This window comes from Azospirillum sp. SYSU D00513, from assembly GCF_017356015.1.
Classification (GTDB): Bacteria; Pseudomonadota; Alphaproteobacteria; order Azospirillales; family Azospirillaceae; genus Azospirillum.
In genome coordinates, this window is sequence record NZ_JAFIQV010000045.1 from 1 (window position 1) to 23,706 (window position 23,706).

The 23,706-nt window shown below is 70.4% G+C and carries 25 protein-coding genes and 1 tRNA gene; 23 read left to right on the top strand and 3 right to left on the bottom strand.

Annotated features, from left to right (window positions below; all coding sequences use genetic code 11):
* Nucleotides 1-217: 217 nt before the first annotated feature.
* From JUB11_RS25930 to JUB11_RS25940, 3 genes are all read left to right on the top strand, one after another.
* Nucleotides 218-293 (top strand) — tRNA-Met (locus JUB11_RS25930).
* A 277-nt stretch (nt 294-570) separates the two neighbouring features.
* A complete protein-coding gene (locus JUB11_RS25935; RefSeq protein ID WP_207461691.1) occupies nt 571-1,086 on the top strand; it encodes a cupin domain-containing protein in 516 nt (171 codons plus the stop codon).
* A 64-nt stretch (nt 1,087-1,150) separates the two neighbouring features.
* Entirely contained in the window at nt 1,151-2,248 is a 1,098-nt protein-coding gene (locus JUB11_RS25940; RefSeq protein ID WP_247887331.1) for a serine hydrolase, read from the top strand.
* Nucleotides 2,249-2,255: 7 nt separating this feature from the next.
* Here the strand turns inward: JUB11_RS25940 and JUB11_RS25945 are convergent, their stop codons facing one another.
* Nucleotides 2,256-2,690 carry a DUF3429 domain-containing protein gene (locus JUB11_RS25945; protein WP_207461692.1) on the bottom strand — a complete coding sequence of 145 codons (435 nt, stop codon included), beginning with the start codon at nt 2,688-2,690 and terminating at the stop codon, nt 2,256-2,258.
* Nucleotides 2,691-2,856: 166 nt separating this feature from the next.
* Between JUB11_RS25945 and JUB11_RS25950 the strand changes: the two genes are divergently transcribed.
* The 4 genes from JUB11_RS25950 to JUB11_RS25965 are packed head-to-tail and all read left to right on the top strand — an operon-like array spanning nt 2,857 to nt 6,662.
* The gene (locus JUB11_RS25950; RefSeq protein WP_207461693.1) at nt 2,857-3,765 is read left to right on the top strand and encodes an ABC transporter substrate-binding protein; all 909 of its coding nucleotides are present in this window, start codon (nt 2,857-2,859) and stop codon (nt 3,763-3,765) included.
* Between the two features lie 31 nt (nt 3,766-3,796).
* A complete protein-coding gene (locus JUB11_RS25955; protein WP_207461694.1) occupies nt 3,797-4,954 on the top strand; it encodes an ABC transporter permease in 1,158 nt (385 codons plus the stop codon).
* Nucleotides 4,951-5,904 carry an ABC transporter ATP-binding protein gene (locus tag JUB11_RS25960; protein WP_348771507.1) on the top strand — a complete coding sequence of 318 codons (954 nt, stop codon included), beginning with the start codon at nt 4,951-4,953 and terminating at the stop codon, nt 5,902-5,904. Before JUB11_RS25955 ends, JUB11_RS25960 begins: the two co-directional genes overlap by 4 nt.
* Nucleotides 5,901-6,662, top strand: coding sequence for an ABC transporter permease (locus tag JUB11_RS25965; protein ID WP_207461695.1), 762 nt, complete (start codon nt 5,901-5,903; stop codon nt 6,660-6,662). The genes JUB11_RS25960 and JUB11_RS25965 overlap by 4 nt, the downstream gene beginning before the upstream one ends.
* 14 nt (nt 6,663-6,676) lie before the next feature.
* Here the strand turns inward: JUB11_RS25965 and JUB11_RS25970 are convergent, their stop codons facing one another.
* Entirely contained in the window at nt 6,677-7,108 is a 432-nt protein-coding gene (locus JUB11_RS25970; protein ID WP_207461696.1) for a DUF1489 family protein, read from the bottom strand.
* A gap of 184 nt (nt 7,109-7,292) precedes the next feature.
* Here JUB11_RS25970 and JUB11_RS25975 point away from each other — a divergent pair, with 184 nt between their 5' ends.
* From JUB11_RS25975 to JUB11_RS26035, 13 genes are all read left to right on the top strand, one after another.
* Nucleotides 7,293-8,354 (top strand): hypothetical protein, encoded by a 1,062-nt coding sequence (locus tag JUB11_RS25975; protein ID WP_207461697.1) that lies wholly within the window; start codon nt 7,293-7,295, stop codon nt 8,352-8,354.
* Nucleotides 8,355-8,688: 334 nt separating this feature from the next.
* On the top strand, nt 8,689-9,738 hold the full coding sequence (locus tag JUB11_RS33305; RefSeq protein ID WP_207461698.1) for a methyl-accepting chemotaxis protein: 1,050 nt from the start codon (nt 8,689-8,691) through the stop codon (nt 9,736-9,738).
* A 191-nt stretch (nt 9,739-9,929) separates the two neighbouring features.
* A complete protein-coding gene (locus tag JUB11_RS25985) occupies nt 9,930-11,339 on the top strand; it encodes a type II and III secretion system protein family protein (protein WP_207461699.1) in 1,410 nt (469 codons plus the stop codon).
* A complete protein-coding gene (locus JUB11_RS25990) occupies nt 11,336-11,989 on the top strand; it encodes a CpaD family pilus assembly lipoprotein (RefSeq protein WP_207461700.1) in 654 nt (217 codons plus the stop codon). Before JUB11_RS25985 ends, JUB11_RS25990 begins: the two co-directional genes overlap by 4 nt.
* Before the next feature lie 7 nt (nt 11,990-11,996).
* Nucleotides 11,997-13,235, top strand: a complete 1,239-nt coding sequence (locus tag JUB11_RS25995) for a cellulose synthase operon protein YhjQ/BcsQ (RefSeq protein WP_207461701.1) — start codon at nt 11,997-11,999, stop codon at nt 13,233-13,235.
* Between the two features lie 5 nt (nt 13,236-13,240).
* Entirely contained in the window at nt 13,241-14,659 is a 1,419-nt protein-coding gene (locus JUB11_RS26000; RefSeq protein WP_207461702.1) for a CpaF family protein, read from the top strand.
* 1 nt (nt 14,660) lies between these two features.
* Nucleotides 14,661-15,632, top strand: a complete 972-nt coding sequence (locus tag JUB11_RS26005; RefSeq protein WP_207461703.1) for a type II secretion system F family protein — start codon at nt 14,661-14,663, stop codon at nt 15,630-15,632.
* Nucleotides 15,633-15,646: 14 nt separating this feature from the next.
* Nucleotides 15,647-16,600 (top strand): type II secretion system F family protein, encoded by a 954-nt coding sequence (locus tag JUB11_RS26010; protein ID WP_207461704.1) that lies wholly within the window; start codon nt 15,647-15,649, stop codon nt 16,598-16,600.
* 46 nt (nt 16,601-16,646) lie between these two features.
* Entirely contained in the window at nt 16,647-17,399 is a 753-nt protein-coding gene (locus JUB11_RS26015; RefSeq protein WP_207461705.1) for a Crp/Fnr family transcriptional regulator, read from the top strand.
* Between the two features lie 434 nt (nt 17,400-17,833).
* Nucleotides 17,834-18,010 carry a Flp family type IVb pilin gene (locus tag JUB11_RS26020; protein ID WP_207461706.1) on the top strand — a complete coding sequence of 59 codons (177 nt, stop codon included), beginning with the start codon at nt 17,834-17,836 and terminating at the stop codon, nt 18,008-18,010.
* Between the two features lie 92 nt (nt 18,011-18,102).
* The gene (locus JUB11_RS26025; RefSeq protein WP_207461707.1) at nt 18,103-19,371 is read left to right on the top strand and encodes a pilus assembly protein TadG-related protein; all 1,269 of its coding nucleotides are present in this window, start codon (nt 18,103-18,105) and stop codon (nt 19,369-19,371) included.
* Complete coding sequence (locus JUB11_RS26030; RefSeq protein WP_207461708.1) at nt 19,361-19,810, top strand: TadE/TadG family type IV pilus assembly protein; 450 nt, start codon at nt 19,361-19,363, stop codon at nt 19,808-19,810. The genes JUB11_RS26025 and JUB11_RS26030 overlap by 11 nt, the downstream gene beginning before the upstream one ends.
* Nucleotides 19,807-20,232, top strand: coding sequence for a TadE/TadG family type IV pilus assembly protein (locus JUB11_RS26035; protein WP_207461709.1), 426 nt, complete (start codon nt 19,807-19,809; stop codon nt 20,230-20,232). Before JUB11_RS26030 ends, JUB11_RS26035 begins: the two co-directional genes overlap by 4 nt.
* A gap of 13 nt (nt 20,233-20,245) precedes the next feature.
* On the opposite strand, the gene JUB11_RS26040 is transcribed toward JUB11_RS26035, so the two are convergent.
* Nucleotides 20,246-20,707, bottom strand: a complete 462-nt coding sequence (locus JUB11_RS26040; protein WP_207461710.1) for a pilus assembly protein N-terminal domain-containing protein — start codon at nt 20,705-20,707, stop codon at nt 20,246-20,248.
* A 54-nt stretch (nt 20,708-20,761) separates the two neighbouring features.
* On the opposite strand from JUB11_RS26040, the gene JUB11_RS26045 reads away from it, so the two are divergent.
* The 3 genes from JUB11_RS26045 to cpaB are packed head-to-tail and all read left to right on the top strand — an operon-like array spanning nt 20,762 to nt 23,655.
* Nucleotides 20,762-21,619, top strand: coding sequence for a tetratricopeptide repeat protein (locus JUB11_RS26045; protein WP_207461711.1), 858 nt, complete (start codon nt 20,762-20,764; stop codon nt 21,617-21,619).
* Nucleotides 21,616-22,110 (top strand): prepilin peptidase, encoded by a 495-nt coding sequence (locus tag JUB11_RS26050; RefSeq protein ID WP_207461712.1) that lies wholly within the window; start codon nt 21,616-21,618, stop codon nt 22,108-22,110. The genes JUB11_RS26045 and JUB11_RS26050 overlap by 4 nt, the downstream gene beginning before the upstream one ends.
* A gap of 21 nt (nt 22,111-22,131) precedes the next feature.
* Nucleotides 22,132-23,655: a Flp pilus assembly protein CpaB gene (gene cpaB / locus JUB11_RS26055; RefSeq protein WP_207461713.1), complete on the top strand. Its 1,524-nt coding sequence runs from the start codon at nt 22,132-22,134 to the stop codon at nt 23,653-23,655.
* The last annotated feature ends 51 nt before the right edge of the window (nt 23,656-23,706 follow it).

The window sequence follows — 23,706 nt, forward strand, 5'->3', positions numbered from 1 at the left end:
CCTCAACTCCTCGAACCGCCCGGTGCGGACCCGCATGCCGGGTGGTGTGGGAGGGGTGCGGTCCACTAGGATCGCCCCCTATCCCGATTGCGCATGCGGGGGTGTGCCTTTGCGTGACGGCACATGCGTTGGCACGCTGCGGTTGCCGGTGGTCACGGAATTCCGAGATTCCGGGGTTGCGTCCGCCGCAGAATCTGGCGATATTCGCCGTCCCTGGGGGCCCGTAGTTCAGTGGTTAGAACGCGCCGCTCATAACGGTGTTGTCGTCGGTTCAAATCCGGCCGGGCCTACCAGGCTTTTCAAGGGGTTGGCGGCTTTTCAAATCGGCGGATCACGCCGCATGGAAAGCAACTGGAAAGCAGTTCGCCTCTCCGACAAAAAACTACCTAACAGCAACTTTCTGTTTGCGGGTGCGAAGTGCGGCGCGCCGTTGAGCCGTTTGTTCCCGGCGCCCGGTATCATGTCAAAACCGCTCCGCACGGAGAGCTACCGCCCCTGCCGCCCCCGTTCTATCATTCACTTGCATCCAGCCGCGCCGACCCCGCGCGCCAGAACAGGAGAGGACGGTCCATGCCGCACGACCATTCCCACGACGATGGTTATCCTGAGCATCCCTCCCACGGCCATGAGCGCGCGCCGGTCGATTGGCGGGAGCATGGGGTGAAGGTCATTCCCGGCGGGGCGCTGGATCCGAACACGGCGCAGACGCCGGGCATGAATCGGGCGACGGCGATCAACAACGCGCGGGCCGGGGCGGAGAAGATCTGGGCGGGGACGGTGGTGATCCATCCCAACGCCAAGACAGGGGCGCACCATCACGGCGACCTGGAAAGCGTGATCTATGTCGTGAAGGGCAGGGCGCGCATGCGCTGGGGCGACAAGCTGGAGTTCACCGCGGAGGCCGGGCCGGGGGACTTCATCTTCGTGCCGCCCTATGTCCCGCATCAGGAGATCAACGCCAACCCGGACGAGCCGCTGGAATGCGTCCTGGTCCGGTCCGGGCAGGAGCCGGTCGTGGTCAACCTCGACATCACGCCGGTCGAGCCGCCGGAGCAGGTTCTCTGGAAGGACCCGATCCACCGGTAACGGTTGCGCGAGGCGGGCGGCCGGCGGGGCCGGGCCGTCTTGGATCGGGGCGGGCGCACCCCACATGCTCGGGGCCATGAAAACCCTGCCCTATCCTTCCCGTCCGTCGCGGCGCGCCCTGCTGTCCGCCACCGTCGCCTCCGCCACCCTGGGCGCGCTGCCGCCGTTCGTGCCGTCCGCCCGGGCGCAGGACATGGCGCAGGCACCGGGGGCGGACGCCGCCTTCGACGCGGCTCGGCTGGGGCGGGCGGTGGACCGGGCGGCGCGGCTGGATCAGATCCGTGGGCTGATCATCGGCAGGCATGGGCGCATCGCGGTCGCGGAGGCGATCCGTGGGCCGGCGCTCGACCGGCCGGTGAACGTGAAGTCTGTGTCCAAGACCATCGTCGCGTCGCTCGCGGGCGCGGCCATAGACCGGGGCGTCCTGCGGGGCGTGGACATGACGCTCGCCGAGGCCGCACCCGGCTTGATACCACGCGATGCCGACCCCCGCGTCCGCGCCATCACCATCGCCCAGCTCCTCACGCTCCAGGCCGGGCTGGAGCCAACCTCCGGCCCCTTGTACGGGCGCTGGATCGAGAGTCCGAACTGGATCGCCTACGCCCTGCGCCGTCCCTTCGTGGCGGAGCCCGGCGAGCGCATGATCTACTCGACGGGCACGACCCATGTGCTGGGCGCGGTGATCGCGCGGGCCGCCGGGCGCGACCTGCTGTCGCTCGCGCGGGACTGGCTGGGCGAGCCGCTCGGCATCCGGCTGGCGGGCTGGACCCGCGATCCGCAGGGCTTCTACATGGGCGGCAACAACATGCTGCTGTCGCCGCGCGACCTGTTCCGCTTCGGCGAGATGTGGCGCGCCGGCGGGCTCTGGAACGGCCAGCGCGTGCTGAGCGCCGCCTGGGCGGAGGCGTCCTGGACGCCGCGCACGCGCTCGCCCTTCTCCGGCGACGAATACGGCTATGGCTGGTTCCTGGCGGAGGAGGGCGGGCGGTCCTTCGCCTACGCGCGCGGCTACGGGGGGCAGATGCTCTATGTCGTGCCGTCGCTCGGCCTGACGGTCGTCGTGACCTCCGACCCCAACCGGCCGGCCCGCTCCGACGGCCATGTCGGAGACCTGAAGGCGCTGCTGGCCGAGGAGATCATCCCGGCCGCGGAAAACGCCTAAGAGGGCGTCAGACGGCGAAGCCGGCCAGCAGGGAGAGGACGGCACCGGTGGTGAGGTGCGTCCGCAGCCGCCCGTACCAGTCCGGAAGCCGCCCCCGCCGCACCAGGGTCCGGTCCACGCCCCACGCCGCCAGCAGGCCGAGGACCAGCACCGCCAGCCCGATGCCGCCCCCAACCAGCAGCCCCGCCCAGCCGAGCAGGGACGGCACGTTGCTCCAGACCAAGGCCAGGGCCGGCCGGGGTTCGGCGGCGGCGAGGCCGATACCCCAATGGACCGCCCCCACGAAGGACAGGATGACCGCGCCGTAGCCCATCAGCGAGCGGAGCGCGAATGCCGCCCATTCGCCGTCCAGGAACAGGCAGCCCAGGGCCGAGGCCGCGAAGGGGATCAGCCCGGCGTAGCCGAGCAGGTGGGCAGTTTCCGGAACCCTGTCCGTGCGCATGGGACGCTTTCCTTTCTTCGCGGAAGAGGCGGGCCAGCCTTCAACGCCGGCCAGGGGACAACGATCCGGGACCGGGGCTCCGTGGCCGGCTTGGCGGAAAGGCCGGGTTGCTGGCGGCGGCACGCTCGTCCATCTTCTCCCCAAGACGGACGAAGAAGGCTTTGCGATGCGGACGGTGATTGCATTGATGGTCGGGCTCGCCCTGGCCGCCGGGAGCGCCCAGGCCGCGGACGCGGTGCGGGTGGGGTCGAAGCTCGACGCCGAGAGCGGCCTGCTCGGGAGCATGATCTTCCAGGTGCTCCAGGCCAACGGCATCCCCGTGGAGAACAAGATCCAGCTCGGCCCGACGAAGATCGTCCGCAGCGCGCTGCTCGCCGGCGAGATCGACGTCTATCCGGAATACACCGGCAACGGCGCCTTCTTCTTCAACATGGACAAGGACCCGGCCTGGAAGAGCGCCGGGGCCGGCTACGAGAAGGTCCGGCAGCTCGACCGGGAGAAGAACAACATCGTCTGGCTGAAGCCGGCGCCCGCCAACAACACCTGGGCGATCGCGGTGCGCGGTGACGTGGCGGCGCCCAACGGGCTGAAGACCATGGAGGATTTCTCCAAATGGGTCGGGTCCGGCGGCAAGGCGAAGATCGCCGCCTCGGCGGAATTCGTGGAGAGCCCGGCGGCCCTGCCGTCCTTCCAGATCACCTACGGCTTCGCCCTGCTGCCGGAGCAGATCCTCGTCCTGGCCGGCGGGGACACCGCCGCGACGATCCGCGCGGCGGCGGAAGGCACCTCCGGCGTGAACACCGCCATGGTCTACGGGACCGACGGCGCCATCTCCGCGCTGGGGCTCGTGGTGATGGAGGACACGAAGGGCGCGCAGATGGTCTACGAGCCGGCGCCGACCGTCCGCGCGTCGGTGCTCGACGCCCATCCGAAGATCCGAGAGGCGCTGGAGCCGGTCTTCGCCTCGCTCGACGCCGAAACCCTGCGGGGGCTGAACGCCCGGATCTCGGTCGAGGGACAGGACATCGCGCAGGTCGCCACCTCCTACCTGACATCGAAGGGCTTCCTGAAATGATTGCCCACCAGGGAGCGCGCGCGGCACGGGGATGATCCGCAACCGCGTCCTGTTCGTGCTGGCCGCCGCCATCGCCGTGGCGGCCCTGGCGCTGCCTTTCCTGAGCTTCGCGCCCAACCGCCTGCTGTCCGGTCAGGGCATCGCGCTCGCGGCGGCGCTGGAGATGCCCCGGGGCCTCGCGCTGCTGGCGCCCGGCGCGGTGCTGTTGGCGGTACCCTTCCTGCGGCCCTCGCGTGGCGCGACGGCGGCCTCCGTCGCCGCGGCCCTGCTGGTCGGCGCCGGCCTGCTCTGGCTGGCGGGGCTCCACGCGGCGGAGCTGGCGGCCACGGCGCCCCCGGCGGCGCGCACCTCCTTCGGCAGCGGATTCTGGGCGATGGAGGCCGCGGCGCTGCTCGCCGCCCTGGACGGGGCGCGCCGGCTGGGCCTGCCGGCGCCCGGCCGCATCGCGCTCGGCCTCGCCACCGCGCTGCTGCTGGCGGCACCGCTGGCCGCCGGGCAACTCGATCAGCTCTCCATCCTGAAGGAATACGCCAACCGCCGGGATGCCTTCTCCGACGCGGTCCTGCGGCATGGCGCCATCGTCGCGGCGGCGCTGGTCCCGACCCTTGCGCTCGGCCTGCCTCTGGGCGTCCTGGCACAGCGCCGCCCCACCGTTGGGCGGCTCCTCTTCCCGGTTCTGAACATCGTGCAGACGATCCCGTCCATCGCCCTGTTCGGGCTGATGCTGGCGCCCCTATCGGCGCTGTCCGCCGCCTTTCCGTCGCTGGGGATCGCCGGAGTTGGCATGGCGCCGGCGGTCATCGCGCTGACCCTCTATTCCCTGCTGCCGATCGTCCGCAACACGGCGGCGGGGCTCGACGGCGTGCCGGAGCCCGTGCGGGAGGCGGCGCGCGGCATGGGGATGACGCCGGCGCAGCTCTTCCTGCGCGTGGACGTGCCGCTGGCGCTGCCGGTGCTGCTGGCCGGCTTTCGGATCACGCTGGTGCAGGCGGTCGGGCTGGCCGCCGTGGCGGCGCTGATCGGCGCGGGCGGGCTCGGGGCGATCATGTTCCAGGGGCTGTTCGCCAACGCGCTCGACCTCGTCCTGCTGGGCGCCGTGCCGGTGATCCTGCTGGCTCTGGCCGCCGACGCGCTGCTGCGGCTGGCCGAGGCGCTGCTCCCGCTGCCCGGCGGGAGGAGGGCGGTATGACGCGCCCCATGATCGCCTTCGAGGGGGTGACGAAGCGCTTCGGCTCCTGGACGGCGGTGGACGGCGTGTCCCTCGCGGTGGAGGAGGGGGAGTTCTGCGTGCTGGTCGGTCCCTCGGGATCGGGCAAGTCCACGCTGCTGCGCATGGTCAACCGGCTGGCGGCGCCGGACGCGGGTGCCGTCCGCGTCGCCGGGGAGGACATCGCCGGCCTTGCCCCGGAGGCCCTGCGCCGGCGCATGGGCTACGTCATCCAGTCCGTCGGACTCTTTCCGCACTGGACCGTCGCGCGCAACATCGCGACGGTCCCGGTCCTGCTGGGCTGGCCCAGGGCGCGGGTGCGCGAGCGGGTGGACGCGCTGATGCGGCTCCTGAACCTCGACCCGGATCGTTTCCGCGGCCTCTACCCGCACCAGCTCTCCGGCGGGCAGCAGCAGCGGGTCGGGGTGGCGCGGGCACTGGCCGGCGACCCGCCGGTGCTGCTGATGGACGAGCCCTTCAGCGCGCTCGACCCGATCACGCGCGGCACCCTCAGGACGGAGCTGGCGCAGATCCACCGCAAGACCGGCAAGACGATCCTCTTCGTCACCCACGACATGGACGAGGCGCTGGCGCTCGCCGACCGGATCGCCGTGCTGGAGCAGGGGCGGCTGGTCCAGCACGCCACGCCGCGGGAGATCCTGACGCGCCCGGCGGACGGCTTCGTGCGCGACCTCGTCGGCCGCGAGGAGTGGGGCCTGAAGCGGCTCGCGGTGGAGACGGCGGGCGAGCGCGCCCGGCCGGACGCGCCCCCACCCAGCGAGCAACCGCCCGGCGAACCGCTGCCCGGCGACATGCCCCTGCGCCGCGCCCTGTCGGAGATGATCGCGCGCGGGGTGGACCGGCTTCCGGTCATGGACGCCGAGGGTCGCCCGGCCGGCGTCTTGCATCTGGCGGATCTGGTCCGGTCATGACCGGCCGAAGGTTTTGGCAGGTCTTCGGGCTGCTGGCCGACCGGCTCGTCCTGGCGGTGCTGGCGCTGGTCCTCCTGCTGTATGGCATGCCGCTGCTGAAGCCTTTCTTTGCCGCCCTCTACCCGACGCTCGACCGGCCGATGTACGAAGGCGACGGCTTCGCGGCGCTCGCCGCCGACCACATGGCGCTGGTCGGGCTGTCGAGCCTCGCGGCGGCGGCGGCCGGCGTTCTGGCAGGGCTGGCGGTGACGCGGCCCTGGGGGGCGGAGTTCCGGGGCCTGGTGGAGGCGCTGGCGACCGCGGGGCAGACCTTTCCGCCGGTGGCCGTCCTCGCCGTCGCCGTCCCCGCCGTCGGGTTCGGCGCCGCGCCGGCGCTGATCGCCCTGACGCTCTACGCCGTGCTGCCGATCGTGCAGAACACCATCGCCGGGCTGGAGGGTGTGCCGGCGCCCGTGCTGGAGAGCGCGCGCGGCATGGGCATGCGGCCGGCGGCGATCCTCCTGCGCGTCGAGCTTCCCCTGGCCGCCCCGGTGATCCTCGCGGGCCTCCGCACGGCGGTGGCGATCAACGTCGGCACAGCCGCCATCGCCTCTACCGTGGGGGCCAAGACGCTGGGGCTGCCGATCATCGTCGGGCTGAACGGGGCGAACCCGGCCTACGTCATCCAGGGCGCCCTCGTGGTCGCGGCCCTCGCCGTGGTCGTCGATCTTGGCTTCGACCGGCTCGCCCTGCTGCTGTCGCGCTGGCAGCGGGCGTAAGAGGCGGGGCCGGTCTACAGGAGACCGAGTTCCCTCAGTTCGGCTTCCATGTCGGCGGGCATGGCCTCGGCATCGGCCTCATCGCCCGGACGGGCGTCGCGCGGGACGGCCTCGCCCTCCAGATAGTGCCAGCCCTGGAAGCCCTTCCGCTCCACCGGCCGGACCGGGACCAGCTCGGCGTCGAGCACGAAGACCCCGATCCAGTCCCCATCGTCGTCATAGGCCTCGATGAACTCCACGATCGTCTGGCGCGCGCGGATCATGCCCTTGATGACCCAATAGACGCAGCTGTCCTCGTCCAGCTCCGCCGCGCGGCGCGGCCGGCGGCGGGTGATGCTGGGAAGCGTTGCGGTCTCGCCGTCGCGCAGCACCTTGTGGGACTGGCGCCGCCGCAGCCCGTCGATGTCCTTGATGCCGACGGCGGTCTTGAGGATGTGCAGGGTCATGGCGTCCCGGAATGGCGTGAAGCCGCCTAGATGGCGACCGGCGGGAGGCGGCTCAAGCGCCCGGACGACCCATTTCCGTTCGCCCCACCCATGCGTTCTGCGAAGCCCCCCACGGCCCTCGCTTTGGAACCACGAGGCCGCCGGAGAGTTGGAGGGCGGATATGGGGAAGGGGCAGGGTGCGCGATGATCGACGAAGGGTGGATTTCCAGGCAGCGGGCCGGCTTCGCGCGGGCGCTGGACCGCTTCGGCGAGGGCCGGCCCACCCTCCTTCTGGCGCACCACGATGCGGACGGGCTGTCCGCGGCCGCCCTGCTGCTGCGGGCACTCGCCCGCGTCTCCCGGCCCTGCGAGACGCGCATCGTCGGGCGCGGTGAGAATCCCTGGTCGCCGGAGATCGCCGGGGAGGTGCGGACGGGCGCTCCCGGCGGGCTGATCGTCGCCGACCTGGGGGTGCGCGGGGAACCCGTCGCGCCGGGCGTGCCGACGGTCCTCATCGACCATCATGTTCCGGTCGGAACGCCGCCGCAGGATGCCACGGTGATCTCCGGCTACGGGCTGGGGCCGACCCCTTCATCGAGCCTGCTCGCCCATTGGTGCGCGCAGGGGCTGGGGGATGTGGACGACCTGCTGTGGCTCGCCGCGGTCGGGCTGATCGGCGACTATGGCGACAAGGCGGGCTTCCCGGAGCTGGCCGCCGCGCGCAAACGCTTCGGGGCGACCGCGCTGCGCGAGACGGTGTCGCTCGTCAACGCGCCCCGGCGCGCGGCATCCGGGGACGCGTCGCCCGCGCTGGCGCTGCTGATGAAGGCGGACAGCCCGAAGGACCTCCTGTCGGGGGCGCACCCGGAGATCGAGGCGCTGCACCGCGCGCGGGACGAGGTCAAGGCCGCGCTGGAGGTGGGGCGGAAGGTGGCGCCCCGGATCGCCGGCCCCGTCGCCCTGATCCGGCTCGACTCCCCCTGCCAGATCCACCCGCTGGTCGCGCAGTCCTGGCGCTCCCGGCTCAAGGACCGCATCGTCATCGCCGCGAACCCGGGCTACCGCCCCGGCTGGGTGCATTTCGCCGCCCGCAGCGCCACCGGCGTGAACCTGATCGCGTTCCTGAAGGACCACGCGCCACCGGACGCGGGCGACCATTTTGCGAACGGGCACGAGCAGGCCACCGGCGGCGCCCTGAAGCCGGAGGCCTGGAACGCCTTCGTGGCGGGTCTCGGCTTCGGGCCGGAGATGAACGTCCCGGCCTGACGCCGAGCCATGCGGGCGTAGGCGTGACTCCCAAGACTGCCCAAGGAGTGGCCTGTCTCTGTTTTAAATGCCCAAGAAAGAGCCAGGAAAAGCCCGGCGGCCAAAACTTGCATGCCTGCCCCGTCTGGCGCCGTCCCGATCCCAGGCCATGGCATGTGTCTTGCTGACAGGTCCGCACTCAAGCCGAAGTCCAGAAGGGGCTTCGCCAAGCCTCCTTCCGGCGTCGGGGCGGGGGTGGGGCAACGCTGCCCAAGATCACGGAGGATACGGCGGCCTTTCGGCCTTCCGGTCCGCCACCTCAGCCGTGCCCACGCCCATCATGAAGGAAGCACCCATGCCCGAGAGGATCCTCGCGCTCTCAAAAGCGGTCTCGGACCTCGCCGCCGGCAAGATGGACGAAATTCAGTCCGTCACCCGCTCGACCAAGATCCTGGCGCTCAACGCGCTGATCGAGGCCACCCGCGCGGGCGAGGCCGGGCGCGGCTTCGCCGTGGTGGCGCAGGAGGTGAAAGCCATCTCCGAGCGCATCGACGGCATCGCCGCCGACCTGCGGGGACGCCTCCAGGAACAGACCGCCGCCCTCGACACGCTCGGGCGCCGCATGGTGTCCCAGCTGCGCGGCGGGCGGCTGGCCGACCTGTCCTTGAACATGATCGACCTCATCGACCGGAACCTCTACGAGCGGTCCTGCGACGTGCGCTGGTGGGCGACCGACAGCGCGGTGGTGGACAGCCTCGCCAACCCTACTGCGGAGCGGCGCGCCCACGCCGCCCGGCGGCTCGGGGTCATTCTCAAGAACTACACGGTCTATCTCGACCTCTGGGTCACCGACCGGCAGGGGACGGTGGTGGCGACCGGCCGCCCCGACCGCTACCCGCGCGCGGCGGGCGCGTCCGTCGCGACCGAGCCCTGGTTCCGGGAGGCAATGGCCGCCGAGGACGGGGCGCGTTTCGCCGTCGCCGACATCGCCTGCAACGGGATGCTGGACGGTCGGCCGGTCGCGACCTACGCGGCTTCCATCCGGGAGGGCGGCGAGGACAGCGGGGCGGCACTCGGCGTGCTGGCGGTCTTCTTCGACTGGCAGCCGCAGTCGCAGACGGTCGTGGACAGCGTGCGCCTGACAGAGGAGGAGCGCGCCGCGACCCGCTGCCTGCTGCTCGACAGCCGCTTGCGCGTCATCGCCGCGTCGGACGGGGCGGGGCTGCTGACGGAGAGCTTCCCCCTGAAGACCGAGGGCAAGCCCCAGGGCTTCTACGCCGAACCGGACGGAACCGTCGTCGGCTTCGCCCTCACCCCCGGCTATGAGACCTACCGGGGGCTGGGCTGGTACGGCGTCGTCGTGCAGCGGCGCCTGGACGGCGAGCCGGGACGGCGGGCGGGCTGAATCTTCGACAGGGGGAGGACGGATCGGGAAAGGACCGCGCCGTGCCGGCCGGAATTTAACCGGCTGGAAAGCATTGCCGGGCAAACATCCGCCGCAGACTTCGCCTTTCCTCCTATGCCCCCGGTGACGACGCAGTGCCCAACCTGACCATAGCGATCCGGCGCAGATTCTCTTCGAGCCTGAAGGACGCCATGCCGGGCCTGCGGGAATGGGGGCTGCGGGGTGGGTTTTCCCTTTGCCTGGCGTGTCTCGCAGCCGTTTTTTCCTTCGCGCCGTTCCCGGCCGCCGCCCAGGCGCCGATTGTCGCCCTGTCGGGCGACCGGCAGATCGAACTGACCACGACCAAGGCGGTCATGGTCTCGCTGCCGGCAGACGCGAGCGACGTTCTCATCGCCGATCCGGCCGTCGCCGAGATCGTGATCAAGACCCCGCGCCTCGCCTATCTCATCGGCGTCAAGCCGGGCGACACCAACGCCTTCTTCCTGGACGCGAACGGCCGGCGGCTGCTGTCGCTCGACATCCGGGTCGAGAAGGATCTGTCGGCGTTGCGCAAGGCCATCTCCGACCTGATGCCCGACGCGGCGATCAACATCCGGTCGCTCAACGGGGACGTCGTCCTGTCCGGCGAGGTCGGCTCCTCGGAAATGGCGGAAGACGCCCGCCGGCTGGCCAGGCGCTTCGTGGAGAATGACGCGGGCGTGATCAACATGCTGCGCGTCGGCCGTCCGGAGCAGGTGCTGATCCAGGTGCGGGTCACCGAGATGCGGCGCAGCGTCGCCAAGAGGCTGGGCATCAGCCTGGGCGCGAGGGGACGGGGCGTGTCCGGCGACTTTTTCCAGAGCGGCATCCCCGGCGGATCGGGAGTGTTCCTCGACCAGTTCAGCCAGGCCTTGGTGACGGGCAACATAGGCGGGTTCCTCAACCTGTCGGCCATGATCGAGGCGCTGGAGTCCGACGGCTACATCAAGACGCTGGCGGAGCCGAACCTGACGGCCATGTCCGGCGAGTCCGCCAATTTCCTGGCCGGCGGCGAATTCCCCATTCCCGTCGCGCGGGACGACAACGGCAACATCACCCTGGAGTTCAAGCCTTTCGGCGTCAGCCTGAAATTCACGCCGGTCGTGCTGGACGGCGGGCGGGTCAGTATGCGCATCGCGACCGAGGTCAGCGCGCTATCCAGCGAGGGCGCCTTCCGGCTGGCCGACATCGAGATCCCCGGCCTCACGGTCCGCCGGGCTGAAACGGCGGTGGAGATCCCCAGCGGCGGCAGCCTTGTGCTCGGCGGGCTGCTGCGCAACGACTCCTCCAACCAGCTCCGCGGCCTGCCGGCCCTGGCCGACCTCCCCATCATCGGGGCGCTGTTCCGCAGCAGCGAGTTCCTGAGCGACCAGTCCGAACTGGTGGTCATCGCCGTGCCCTACATCGTCCGTCCGACCGGCCCCCAGCGGCTGAGCGATCCGGCCAGGGGGTTCCAGGAGACGAACGACCTCAACCGCTACTTCTTCGGCAAGCTGTACCAGCGCTATCCGGCGGCGGCCCAGAAGCGGCCGGCCGTCGCGGCGGAAGGCGCCGGCTACATCCTGGATTGGAAGCAGCCATGACCCGGTCCCGTTCGGCCCTTTTCGGTTCCATGCTGGCCGTGCTCGTCCTTTCGGCCTGCGGGCGGAGCTTTCCACCCCTCTCCGAACCTCCGCAGATCACCGTCGCGCGCGAACCGCGGTATCTGCAATTGACGGTTGATTCGTCTGGCGCAATTGGCGGCGCGCCCGGCGACCTGCCGGGCTTCCTCGCCCTGTGGCGCGACGAAGGCTGGGGTCCCCTGACGGTGGAGGCACCGTCCCTGCCGCCCAGGGCGCGCGGACGGCTGGCGGCGGCCCTGGCCGCCAAGGTGCGGGGCGTCGGCGCCGACCCGGAGGCGATCGCCCTGGCGCCACCCGGCACCGGTACGCCAGGCGTCTGGCTGCGTTTCGACCGCGCGGTCGCCGCGATCCCGGAATGCGCGCCGGAGATGCCCAGCTTCGGCAAGATCCCGAACTTTCCGGGACCGGCCTTCGGCTGCGCGACGCGCGGAAACCTGGGAGCCATGGTCGCCAACCCCGCCGATCTCCTGGGGCCGCGGCCGAACGGCAGCCGCGATGCCACGCGCGGCGCCGCCGTCGTCAACCGTTACCGCCGCGGACCGTCCGCCGGCGGGGCCGCCCAGCAGGGTGCCTCGTCCGGTGGAGCGGCGCCGGCGGCCAGCCGGCCGTGAGGGTGTCATGCTGCGCGTGCAAGCCCACTGTTTCGTGACGAGCAAGGAAACCGGGGAGGCGCTGGGAACGGCCTTCCGCGACCACCGGCTCGGCAAGATCACTCCGACCCTGATCCCCGGCGGCTTCGCCGCGGCGGAGGAGCGCTATGCCGGCGAGTCCTCCCCGGCGCTGATCGTCATCGAGACGGGGGACGCAGCCGCGGACGGCGGCGAGGCGCTTCTGGCGCAGGTGGCCGCCCTGGCGGAGCTGTGCTCGGTCGGCTCGAACCTGATCCTGCTGGGACCCACCAACGATGTGGACATGTACCGGCTGCTGCGCCGGCAGGGGGTTGCCGATTACCTGCGCCTGCCGCTGGACCCCGCCCGGCTGGCGGACGCGGTGCGTGACCTGTTCGAGGATCCGGAGCGCGCCTCCAAGGGGGAGATCGTCGCCGTCGTCGGCGCCAAGGGCGGCTGCGGCAGCTCGACCATCGCCTGCAACCTGGCCCACACGCTGGCTGAACTGTCGGACGCCGAAGCCATCCTCGTCGATCTCGACCTGCATTTCGGGGCCGGCGACCTCGCCGTCAACATCGACACGGGCGTCGGAGTCCGCAACGCGCTGAACGACCCGGACCAGATCAACGAGCTGTTCCTTCAGCGCTGCGCCGTCCGCTACGACGAGCGCCTTCAGCTTCTGGCGGCCCCGGCGGCACTCGACGCCGACGGGCGGGTGGAGGCGGACCGCCTGCAAAGCATGGCCGAGGCGCTTCGGGGCCAGGCGCGCTGGGTCGTCCTCGACCTGCCGCACCAGTGGACGGGATGGGTGCAGCGGGCCTTGCGGATCGCCGACACGGTGGTGGTCGTGGCGCCGCTCGACCTGCCCGGCCTGCGCAACACGCGCAACCTGACGGACTGGCTGGCGGCGGAACGTCCTGGTGCCGCGGCCCCGCACCTGCTGCTGACCGGCGGCGGGGCCGGCGGGCCGCCGGTTATCGACATGGCCGAGTTCCTGCGCACGCTGGGCGCCGCCAAGGCCGTCGAGATCCCGGAGGACCGTGACGCGCTGCGGGCCGCCTCCAGTGCCGGCCGGATGATCGCCCAGGTGCGGCCGCGCTCCCGCGCGGCACTGGCGCTGCGCCAGTTCGCCGCCGGGCTGGCCGGTCAAGCCGCGCCCGGCGCGCGGCCGAAACAGGCCGGCGGCCTGCTGTCGAAGCTGCGGCTCGAACGCTTCCTCGGCGGGCGCCCGGCCCGCAAGGCGGGGTAACCGCCATGTTCGGCCGACGCAGCGCTCCCTTACCGGCTGCAGCACCCACCTCGGCACCCGCCCGGAGCGAGGTGCCGCCGCCTCCACCTGCGCCGGCCACGCCGGCGGCGGTCCCGGCCGCGGAGCCTTCGGAACCGAGCGAGCGGCGTGCCAACGACGACGGCTATTACGAGGTCAAGACGAAGGTGTTCGAGTCCCTGCTCGACACCATCGACCTGACCGAGCTGAACCGGCTGGACGGCAAGGCCAAGCGGGACGAGCTGGGCGACATCTGCCGCGAGATCATCCACGTCAAGGGCTACGTTCTCAGCCCCTCCAAGGAGGAGGAGCTGGTCGGCGACATCTGCAACGACGTGCTGGGGCTGGGGCCGCTGGAGCCCCTTCTGATGCGCGACGACATCGCCGACATCATGGTGAACGGTGCCGACAAGGTCTACATCGAGGTGGACGGCCGGATCGAGCTGACCCCGATCCGGTTCCGCGACAACGCGCAGCTGATGAACATCTGCCAGCGGATCGTCAGCGCCGTCGGCCGCCGGGTGGACGAATCCAACCCCATCTGCGACGCCCGCCTTCTCGACGGCTCCCGCGTCAACGTCATCGCCCCGCCGCTGGCGCTCGACGGCCCGACCCTGACCATCCGCAAGTTCAAGCGCGAGAAGCTGACCCTCGACAAGCTCGTGGAGTTCGGCTCCGCGTCGCCCGCCTGCGCCACGGTCCTGCGCATCGCCGCGGCCAGCCGCTGCAACATCCTGATCTCCGGCGGCACCGGCTCCGGCAAGACGACGCTGCTGAACTGCCTGACGCGCTACATCGATCCGGGCGAACGCATCGTCACCTGCGAGGACGCGGCGGAGCTGCAACTCCAGCAGCCGCATGTGGTCCGGCTGGAAACCCGCCCGAAGAACCTGGAAGGGGCGGGCGAGGTGCTGATGCGCGACCTCGTCAAGAACTGCCTGCGCATGCGGCCGGAGCGGATCATCGTCGGCGAGGTGCGCGGGCCGGAGGCCTTCGACCTGCTGCAGGCGATGAACACCGGCCATGACGGCTCCATGGGCACGCTGCACGCCAACACCCCGCGCGAGGCGACCAGCCGGCTGGAGAACATGATCGCCATGGGCGGCTTCAACCTGCCCATCCGCGCGGTGCGCGAGCAGATCGCCTCGGCCATCGACGTCATCGTTCAGGCGTCCCGCCTGCGCGACGGCACGCGCAAGATCACCCACATCACCGAGGTCGTGGGCATGGAGGGCGACGTCATCGTCATGCAGGACCTCTTCGTCTACGATTTCGCGGGCGAGGACGAGCGCGGCCGGGTCCTGGGCCGGCACCGTTCCACGGGGCTGCGGCCGCAGTTCATGGAGAAGGCCCGCTATTTCGGGCTGGACCGCGAACTGTTCGCCGCGCTGGAGGAGGCCGGCTGACATGCTGCCGCTCCTCACCCTGACCCTTGCCGTGCTCGCCGCGCTGGCGGCGGCCCTGTTCCACCAGTTCGCGCGGTCGGACCGCGCGCACATGCGCCGGCGGCTGAACGCGATGGCCCTGTCCTTCGCCTCGAGGGGCGGGGCGGGCGGGGTGAGCGAGGGCGTGATGCGCCGGCGCCTGATCCAGGCGAAGCTGCGCGAACTGGAAAACCAGCGCCAGCGGGCGCGCCGCGACACGGTCCCGCAACTGCTCCTGCAATCCGGGCTGGCGCTGACCCTGCGAGGGTTCATGGCGGGCAGCATGGGGCTGGCGGCTGCGGTCGGCGGGATCGCCTGGCTGGCGGGGCTTCCCCCGCTGCTGTGCCCGCTGCCCGCCGCCGGCGCGGGGCTGCTGTTGCCGCGCATGGCGCTCCGGATCGTCATTCGGCGGCGGCAGGCGCGCTTTACCCAGCATTTCGCGGACGCGCTGGACATCCTCGTGCGCGGCGTGCGCTCCGGCCTGCCGGTGGGCGAGAGCCTGCGCATCGTCGCGCGGGAATCGCCCGACCCGGTCGGGCCGGAGTTCCAGTTCCTGAACGAGAGCCAGCGCGTCGGCATGACGCTGAAGCAGGCGCTGGAGCGCGGCCTGGAACGCATGCCGGTGACGGAGATGCAGTTCTTCGCGATCGTCCTGCTGATCCAGCAGCAGACCGGCGGAAATCTCGCCGCGACGCTCGACAACCTTTCGGGTGTCCTGCGCGGGCGCAAGCGGCTGCGCGACAAGATCGCGGCGATCTCGTCCGAGGCCAAGGCCTCGGCCGCCATCATCGGGTCGCTTCCCTTCGTGGTCTGCGCCGGCCTGACGCTGGTCAATCCCGAATACATGTGGGTCCTGTTCTCGGAGCGCACCGGAAACGTCATGCTGCTCGGTTGCCTGCTGTGGATGACCATCGGGGTGCTGGTCATGCGCAAAATGATCAATTTCGGTTTCTAGACGGGCAGTCGGGCATGGCGGACGCACTCCTGGAACCGACCTTCGTGATCACCGCGGTGTCCGCCCTCGCGGTCCTGCTGGCGCTGGTCGGCATCCTGCTGCCCTACATCCGGCCTGATCCGATGGCCGCCCGCCTGCGGGCGGTCGGGGACCGGCGGCGCGAACTGCGGGCTCGCCAAGTGGAGGTTCAGCAACGCCGGTCCAAGCTGCGCCGCACCGAATCCACCCTGGTGCGCCGTCTCGTGGACGGTCTGAAGCTGCGCGAGCGGCTGGCCGGAGACGGGCTTCGGACCAAGCTGGTTCAGGCCGGCTGGCGCAACCCGAACGCGGTGCCGGTCTATCTGTTCGCGCGCTTCGCAGGCCCCCTGCTGCTCGGCGGCTTCGCCGCCTATGTGCTGTTCGGGACAAGCCTCTACCAGTTCAGCGGACTGAAGAAGGCCCTGTTCGTCGGAGGAGCGACGCTCTTTGCCTTCCTGCTTCCGGCGCTCCTGACGACCAACGCGATCCAGAAGCGCCAGATGGTGCTCGCCCATGCCTTTCCGGACGCACTCGACCTGTTGCTGATCTGCGTGGAATCAGGTCTGTCCTTGGAGGCAGCCTTCGGCCGGGTGGCGCAGGAGTTCGGATCGGCGGCCCCCGAGATCGCCGAGGAATTCGAACTGGCCACGGCGGAACTGGCCTACATGACGGACCGCCGGCAGGCGTTGGACAATCTTTACCTGCGCACCGGGCTTCCAGAAGTGAAGGCCGTCTGCACCACCATGATCCAGGCGGAGAAATACGGAACGCCGCTGGCGCGCGCCCTGAAAGTTTCCGCCGAGGAGAGCCGAAACGCGCGCATGGCCGTCGCGGAGAAGAAAGCTGCGGCGCTGCCGGCCAAACTGACCGTCCCGATGATACTTTTCTTCCTGCCAGCGTTGTTCATCGTTATCCTTGGCCCCGCCATTATCAGCTTGACGTCCAAGTGACGCAACCTCAGGTTGTGAGCGCGACCCCGTTCCGGAGATCCAGACTATGCAGCGCCTGACGTATGTCGCCGGCCAGTTCCGTTGGACCATGGCCGGCAGCAAGCTCCTGGCGGGCCTGCCGGAATCGGCGGTCCTCGAACTGGAGCGCGCGTCCGACTGGTTCCATTGCGCGCCGGACGACATCGTCCTCGGCGCCGACGAACGGCTCGACGGCGTCTATTTCGTGGCGGATGGGAACATTCGCATCTTCCACCGGCTGGACGGCAAGCGCGAGATCAACTTTGCCCAGTTCGGGCCGGGAGACGCCTTCGGCGAACTGTCGGTCATCGACGGCAAGGGCCGTTCGGCGGACGCCGTCGCCGTCAACACGGCGGTGATCGCCGTCTGCCCGAAGCAGGCCTTTCTCGACATGCTGATGCAGCAGCCGGTGGTGGCGATGCGTCTCCTGCAAAAGATGGCCGGCATCATCCGGCGCGCCGACCAGCGGATCGCCAATCTGGCGGCGATGACCGGCCCTCAGCGCGTCTACGCGGAACTGCTCCGCCTGGCGACGCCCGACCTGACGAAACAGGGGCGCTACGTCATCGACCCGGCCCCTTATCACCGGGACATCGCCGCCTGGTCAGGAACTACCACGGACGTGGTGGCACGCGCGTTCGGCCACCTGATGCGGTCGAACCTGATGCAGCGGCAGGGGTCGAGCCTGCTCCTGAACGACCGGGACCGCATCAACGTGCTGATACGTACTGAATCCGAGGAGATTCCCGGCGGCAAGGAACCGGCGGGAAGCCCAGCCTGAGGCCGGCTGCGCCGTCCGGATTGGCCGGAGTTCCAACGCCTTCCGCCCAAGGGGCGGGAGGCTCCTTTTCTTTGCGGGCCCCTCCCGCCCGTGAGTGGCCGCTCCGTGCGCCGCGTATTGGAGCGGGGCGATGCACCGAGACAGGAACTCGGGATGTCGTCGCGTTGCAGCATTTCAGAATCGCCTAAAATTACTCGAATATTGCGATTATTATTTTAGGGAATGCGCTTGGTTACTTTGTTTCCTGCTTCAGCAAGGATGTATCGGGACTGTTTATGGCTAAGAGAATAGAAAAATTCTAAGAAGCAAACTCTTCAAAAAATGCGGACGTGCGGCTTTCTCCGGATGCAATGGCCCTCGTCCCTTAACCTCCTTTTAAGACTAGGCGGCCGATACTTCGATCAGTCCCACTTGTGACCAAAAGAGGTTGCGTCATGCTCATCAACTCGCTCATCGTGTCCGCCGCCAACACGCTGAAAAGCCGCCGCGGCGCCACCGCAATCGAATACGGGCTGATCGCCGCAGGCATCGCCATCGTGATCGCGGGCGTGATGACCCTGCTCGGCGACCAGCTGGAAACCCTGTTCAACGATTTGTTCGCGAGCGTCTGACGATCCATCAGTCGGGAAAACGGCAGGATTGTCCGCTTGCAACGCATCCGGGCAATCCCGCCGCTTTCAAGGGACACGGACGGAGACCAGCCATGGCGTGTGTGACTCGCGACCGCCGTGGGGCCGTCGGGATCATGTTCGGCCTGGTGATGCCCGTCCTGATCGGCTTCGTCGCCCTCGGCACCGAGGTCGGTTCATGGTACCTGGAACGGCGCGAAATGCAGACCGCGGCGGACATGGCCGCCCTGGGCGCGGCCTATGACCTGCTGTCGGGAAGCGGCGACGAGGTGGATGCCGCCGAACGGGAAGCCGAACGTTACGGCTTCGGGGCCGGCATCGCCGACATCACGGTGAACACGCCGCCCGACGATGGACCGGCCAGCGGGGACGAGGAAGCGGTCGAGGTCATCCTGACCCGCTCCGTGCCGCTCCTCTTCGCGCGCCTGTTCGCGGACGAGTCCTACGTCATCACCGTTCGGGCCACGGCGGCCGTCAACAGCGCGGGGACCGCCTGCGTCCTCGCGCTCGACCCCACCGGGTCCCAGGCTCTGAACATTTCCGGCAACGCCACGGTGACGACGCCGGGCTGCGTCCTGGCCGCCAACTCGAACAGCCCCACCGCCATCGCGGTGGGCGGCAGCGCCGACGCCACCGTGCGCTCCCTGACGACCGTCGGCGGCTACAGCGCATCCGACGACCGGCTGACGACGGACCTTCCCCCGCGCACGAACGCGCCGGCGGTGGTCGATCCCTATGCCGGCCGCTCCATTCCCGCGGACGGGCCGTGCGACGCCACCAATTACCGGAGCAACCAGGCGGGCGGCGGGAGCATCACGCCCGGACGATACTGCTCGGGCATGGATTTCCGCGCGCAGACCACGGTGAACTTCGCGCCGGGCACCTACATCGTGGACGGCGGCAGCTTCACCGTGAACGGCGGCGCCACCCTCACCTGCACCGGCTGCACCGGCGCGCAGGGCGTCACCATCGTGCTGACGGGGTCAGGCAACGATTTCGCCACGGTGGGCATAAACGGAGGCGCAAACATCGCGCTCAAGGCCCCGGGGCAGGGGGCTTACGCCGGGATGCTGTTCTTCCAGGACCCCGCCGCGCCCGCCGGCAACAGCGGCAACAGCTACCAGAACACCATCAACGGCGGCGCCGACATAGACCTGGAGGGTGCATTTTATTTCCCCAACCAGGGGGTTTCCCTCAGCGGCAACCTCGGCGCGGGCAGCGGCTGCGTGCAGCTCGTCGCCCGCCGGGTCAATTTCACCGGAAGTTCGTCCCTCGGGAGCGATTGCGATGACACAGCGGTCGAAACGATCAACGCGGGCGGGGCCATCCGGCTTGTCGAATGACGCGCGCACGGGCGCACGCAGGGGTACCAGGGCGGGCAACGCCGCGGTCGAAACCGCGCTGCTCGCGCCTGTGATCCTGTTCCTGCTCGCCGGCATCGTCGATTACGGCGGAGCGGTGCGGGAACGGATGGCGCTCACCAGCGCCGTCCGGTCCGGCCTTCAGTACGCGCTGGACACCGGGGCCGGACCCGCCGCCGTGGAACTGGCTGTGCAGGGTGCCCTGATGGAGGAGGCCGAATCCACGACGGTCGCCGCGACGCGCTTCTGCGAATGCCCGGACGGCGACGACGCGGACTGCCGCGACCGCTGCGAGGACAGCGTCCCCCCCTACGATATCATGCAGATCGACGCGCGGCGGGATTACACGCCCCTGATGCCCTGGCCCGGCATCGACAGCCCCATGACGCTGGAAGCCAGCGCGCGAGTCCGCATCCAATGACGCGGCCGGACGCGCCGATCTCCAATCACCTTTGCCGGCCCGGATTCCTTCGGCTCGGGAGGCGCGGGGTAAGCGCGCTGGAGTTCGCGCTGATCGCGCCCTTCGCCCTCACGCTGCTCATCGGGATGATGGAGGCGGGGCGCGCCTACTGGATCTGGAGCACGCTGCAGCACGCCGCCGACGAAGCCAGCCGCTACGTGATGGTCAACCAGGACGCCGGCGAGAGCGAGGTGACGGACCAGGCGCTCGGCCGTCTGCCGGGCATGGACCCGGATTCCGTCACGGTGGAGGTGGACCGCGAGACGGCGGGCGGCGTCGATTTCGTGACGGTCCGCGCCAGCTTCGACTTCACGGTCTCCGCCGCCATCGTGCCGATCCCCGCGGTCACGCTGGTGGGCAGCGCGCGGGCCGCCCTTCCGTGACCGGCGCTCCTTTTCAGGAGTCCCCTTCCGGTGCGGGAACGGGAGTTGCCGCGGGTGCTGCCGGAACCGGGGCCGCCGACGCAGAGGCCGGCGCGGAGGACGGGGCCTGCCCTGCGGCGGACACGCAGCGCGGCGCGCAGGTGAGGCTGCTTTCGGCGGCACCGCGATGGACGGTCATCGTCCAGGGGTCCGTCCCGCCGACCACCACCGTCGTGTTCACCAGCCGCTCCCCGCTCTTCGAGAAGACCAGGAGGCTGGTGCTTCCCGGGGCCTTGCCGATGACGGCGAGCCGCCGCTGGTCCACCGGGGCGACATCGGCGACGGCGGGGTTGGCGACCAGGATGGTGCCGACATCGTCGGTGAGGGCGAGTTCGACCAGCCGGTCACCGCCGACCCGCAGCACCTCATCGGCCGCTTGGGCCGCCGGCCCTGCCGCCGCGATGGCGAAGGCGGAAATCAGCAGCGCTTTAAGCATCCCTTGACCCTCTGACTCTAACGTGACGGCACGGGCCCACACAGGAAAACAAGCATGGCTTCGGTTAAGAAACGGTTCGATCCCCGGCGGCTCGCGGCGTCCGCCGTGGCGCTCGGGCTTCTGGCGGCCTGCCAGACGACGGGTCCGGCGGCCACGCCGGAGTCCAGCATCGACCGGTATCTGACGGCCGCCGCCCGGAAGGCCGAGGCCGAAGGCGACCACCAGGCGGCCTCGACCCATTACCGCGCCTTGGCGGACGAACGCCCGAAGGACAAGGAGGTCGTGCTGGCGCTCGCCCGCAGCCTCCAGAGGAGCGACGCGGCCGACGAGGGCATCGCCCGCCTGAGGGCGGCGCTGGACTCCTCGGGACCGGACGCGGAACTGCTGGTCGAGCTGGGCAAGATGCAGATCGTTGCCGGCCGGCCCGAGGAGGCCAAGGCGACGCTGGAACAGGCAGCGAAGGTCGCGCCGAACGATGCCGGCCCGCTGCACGCGCTGGCGATGGCGGAGGACCGGCTGGGCGACCACGAGGCCGCCTCCTCCCTGTACGAGCGGGCGCTGAAGCGGGATCCCGGCAATGCGGCGCTGCTGAACAACTACGCGATGTCGCTGGCCCTGGCCGGCGACGTCGGCCGGGCGCGCGGCCTTCTGAATCGCGCGGCGGCCCTGCCCGGAGCGCCGGAGCGCATCCACGCCAACCTCGCCCTGCTGGATCAGCTCGGCGCGCCGGACGATGTGCCGCCGGGCGCTGCCGGAGCCTCGGAGCGGCACGCCGGAACCTCCGCCGCGGCACCCGCAGGGACACCCTCCGGGAGACCTGGCGGGGCTTTGGCACCGGCCAAGGATCTCTCCGGCGGCGCGACTCTGGGTTCGACGAACCCGGTGCCCCAGAGACCGGGGACGGACCGATGATCGCAACCCTGTTGCTCACCGTTCTGGCGGCTTCGCTGGCGGTCGCGATGGTCAGCGATCTCAGGACCATGGAGATCCCGGACGGGGTGTCGGTGGCGCTTGTGGCGGCCTTCCTCGTCGGCGGGCTGGCGGGCGGTGCCGCCTGGACCGTCCTGCTGGCGCATGCCGGCGCGGGGCTCGCGGTCTTTCTCGCCGGCGTGCTCCTGCACCGGGCCGGGCTCTGGGGCGGCGGCGACGTCAAGCTCGGCGCGGTGCTGGCCCTGTGGTTCGGTTGGGGCGCGCTGCCGGCCTGGGGGCTGGCCGTCTCGCTGATCGGGGGCGTGCTGACGCTGGCGCTGCTCGCCCTGCGGCGCCGGCCCCTTACCGCCGGTGCCCCCAGCTGGCTCGCTCGGCTGGCCACGCCGGGCGAGGGCGTGCCCTACGGCGTCGCCATCGGCGGCGGCGCCCTTGTGAATTGGAACGAAGCGCTGCGCTTCCTGCCGGCATCCTGACGAGCGCGTGGGGAATATTCGATGATGCGATGGATCCTGATGGCGGCCGCCCTTCTCGCCACCGTGGCGGCGGTCCTGCTGACGCGCAGCTATCTGAACAACCGTGAGCGCCAGCTCGTGGCGGAACACGCGACGCCGATGACCGACGTGCTCGTCACCGGGGCCGAGTTGGAGATCGGCCAGACCGTGTCGGACCGCAACCTCGTCTGGCAGCGCTGGCCCAGCAGCAACCTGCACAAGAGCTACGTCACGCGCGACAAGGAGCCCGACGCCGTCCGCCGCCTCGCCGGTTCGGCCGCGCGCCAGCCGCTCTTCGCGGGCGAGCCGGTGACCGACGCCAAGCTGGTCAAGCGCGAGGGCTCCAGCATCGTCGCGGTCGCGCTCAAGGACGGATTCCGCGCCATCACCATCAAGGTGAACGAGGCGCAGGGGCTGGCCGGCCTCGTGAAGCCTGGGGACCAGGTGGACGTCATTCTCGCGCACAAGGTCAATCTGCCCGACGGTCCGCGGCGCGAGGCCAGCCACATCTCCGAGGTGGTGGCCCGCAACGCGCGCGTCCTGGGGGTGGGGCAGGAGATCAGGGGCAACGACGACAAGAACAAGCCGGCCAAGACCATCACCGTCGAGGTCACGCCGGAGGAAGCCGAGGCGGTGGCCCTGGGCAACGAAATCGGCACGGTGTCGCTCTCGCTGCGCAGCGCCTTCGCGGACAGCGAGGAACCGTCCCGGCGCAGAGCCTTCACGAGCGTGGAAACCCTGTCCGCGGCGCTTCGGGGGGAACGCCCGGCCGGCCCGGTCATGCTGGTCGCCGCGCGTGCGCTTCCCGCCGGGAGCCTGCTGGCCGAAAGCGATCTCGCCTGGAGCCCTGCGGACCCGTCGGCGGACCCCACGTCGGTCTTCGTTCAGGAGCGGGCACGGCCTTCCGGGCTGCGCGGCGCCCTGCTGCTCGAAGCGGTCGCGGCCGGACGGCCGGTGTCCCGGCACGGTGTCGTGAAGCCGACCGAATCCCGCTTCGTGCCGCTCGCCCTGCGCGCCGGATACCGCGCGGTCAGCGTCGCCATCGATCCCGCCACCGCGGTCGGCGGCTTCATCTCGGCTGGCGACCGGGTGGACGTGATCTACACCGACGCGCTGGACGACCAATCCCAAGCCGCGGTCCTGAAGCAGCGGAACTGGAGCGAGACGGTCGCCACCGGCGTCCGGGTCCTGTCCATGGAAAGCTCCGTCGATCTGGAGACCCAGCTGCCCAAGGCCGGCGACACGGCGACGCTGGAGGCGACACCCGCCCAGGCGGAGGCCATCGCGCTCGCCGGCGCCATGGGAAAGCTGACCCTGACGCTCCGCCCCATGGGGGAGGAAACGCTGGAGGTGGCGCAGGGCGGCTCCTCCCGCTTCGGGGGAAGCTTCACCGTGGACCGCGACATGAGCCGCGCGCTGGAGACCATCGCCGGGAACGGCGTGCGCTCGTCCGACAGCATCCTGATCTACCGCGGAACGTCGCTGGCCGTGGTGCCGGTCCAGGGTGCCGCCGGCCAGGGGCGGTGACGGCACGGCCGTATCCTGTGACATTCGGCGGTGTTTGACCGGGATCAATTC

What these genes read in the sequence shown, in the direction of transcription:
- JUB11_RS26050 (WP_207461712.1), top strand. Translation starts at nt 21,616, where the DNA reads ATGATCGCAACCCTGTTGCTCACCGTTCTGGCGGCTTCGCTGGCGGTC.
- JUB11_RS25995 (WP_207461701.1), top strand. Translation starts at nt 11,997, where the DNA reads ATGCTGCGCGTGCAAGCCCACTGTTTCGTGACGAGCAAGGAAACCGGG.
- JUB11_RS25955 (WP_207461694.1), top strand. Translation starts at nt 3,797, where the DNA reads ATGATCCGCAACCGCGTCCTGTTCGTGCTGGCCGCCGCCATCGCCGTG.
- JUB11_RS26020 (WP_207461706.1), top strand. Translation starts at nt 17,834, where the DNA reads ATGCTCATCAACTCGCTCATCGTGTCCGCCGCCAACACGCTGAAAAGC.
- cpaB (WP_207461713.1), top strand. Translation starts at nt 22,132, where the DNA reads ATGATGCGATGGATCCTGATGGCGGCCGCCCTTCTCGCCACCGTGGCG.
- JUB11_RS25965 (WP_207461695.1), top strand. Translation starts at nt 5,901, where the DNA reads ATGACCGGCCGAAGGTTTTGGCAGGTCTTCGGGCTGCTGGCCGACCGG.
- JUB11_RS26025 (WP_207461707.1), top strand. Translation starts at nt 18,103, where the DNA reads ATGGCGTGTGTGACTCGCGACCGCCGTGGGGCCGTCGGGATCATGTTC.
- JUB11_RS25975 (WP_207461697.1), top strand. Translation starts at nt 7,293, where the DNA reads ATGATCGACGAAGGGTGGATTTCCAGGCAGCGGGCCGGCTTCGCGCGG.
- JUB11_RS33305 (WP_207461698.1), top strand. Translation starts at nt 8,689, where the DNA reads ATGCCCGAGAGGATCCTCGCGCTCTCAAAAGCGGTCTCGGACCTCGCC.
- JUB11_RS25985 (WP_207461699.1), top strand. Translation starts at nt 9,930, where the DNA reads ATGCCGGGCCTGCGGGAATGGGGGCTGCGGGGTGGGTTTTCCCTTTGC.
- JUB11_RS26000 (WP_207461702.1), top strand. Translation starts at nt 13,241, where the DNA reads ATGTTCGGCCGACGCAGCGCTCCCTTACCGGCTGCAGCACCCACCTCG.
- JUB11_RS25935 (WP_207461691.1), top strand. Translation starts at nt 571, where the DNA reads ATGCCGCACGACCATTCCCACGACGATGGTTATCCTGAGCATCCCTCC.
- JUB11_RS26035 (WP_207461709.1), top strand. Translation starts at nt 19,807, where the DNA reads ATGACGCGGCCGGACGCGCCGATCTCCAATCACCTTTGCCGGCCCGGA.
- JUB11_RS25950 (WP_207461693.1), top strand. Translation starts at nt 2,857, where the DNA reads ATGCGGACGGTGATTGCATTGATGGTCGGGCTCGCCCTGGCCGCCGGG.
- JUB11_RS25945 (WP_207461692.1), bottom strand. Translation starts at nt 2,690, where the DNA reads ATGCGCACGGACAGGGTTCCGGAAACTGCCCACCTGCTCGGCTACGCC.
- JUB11_RS25970 (WP_207461696.1), bottom strand. Translation starts at nt 7,108, where the DNA reads ATGACCCTGCACATCCTCAAGACCGCCGTCGGCATCAAGGACATCGAC.
- JUB11_RS26040 (WP_207461710.1), bottom strand. Translation starts at nt 20,707, where the DNA reads ATGCTTAAAGCGCTGCTGATTTCCGCCTTCGCCATCGCGGCGGCAGGG.
- JUB11_RS26010 (WP_207461704.1), top strand. Translation starts at nt 15,647, where the DNA reads ATGGCGGACGCACTCCTGGAACCGACCTTCGTGATCACCGCGGTGTCC.
- JUB11_RS25990 (WP_207461700.1), top strand. Translation starts at nt 11,336, where the DNA reads ATGACCCGGTCCCGTTCGGCCCTTTTCGGTTCCATGCTGGCCGTGCTC.
- JUB11_RS26045 (WP_207461711.1), top strand. Translation starts at nt 20,762, where the DNA reads ATGGCTTCGGTTAAGAAACGGTTCGATCCCCGGCGGCTCGCGGCGTCC.
- JUB11_RS26005 (WP_207461703.1), top strand. Translation starts at nt 14,661, where the DNA reads ATGCTGCCGCTCCTCACCCTGACCCTTGCCGTGCTCGCCGCGCTGGCG.
- JUB11_RS25960 (WP_348771507.1), top strand. Translation starts at nt 4,951, where the DNA reads ATGACGCGCCCCATGATCGCCTTCGAGGGGGTGACGAAGCGCTTCGGC.
- JUB11_RS25940 (WP_247887331.1), top strand. Translation starts at nt 1,151, where the DNA reads ATGCTCGGGGCCATGAAAACCCTGCCCTATCCTTCCCGTCCGTCGCGG.
- JUB11_RS26015 (WP_207461705.1), top strand. Translation starts at nt 16,647, where the DNA reads ATGCAGCGCCTGACGTATGTCGCCGGCCAGTTCCGTTGGACCATGGCC.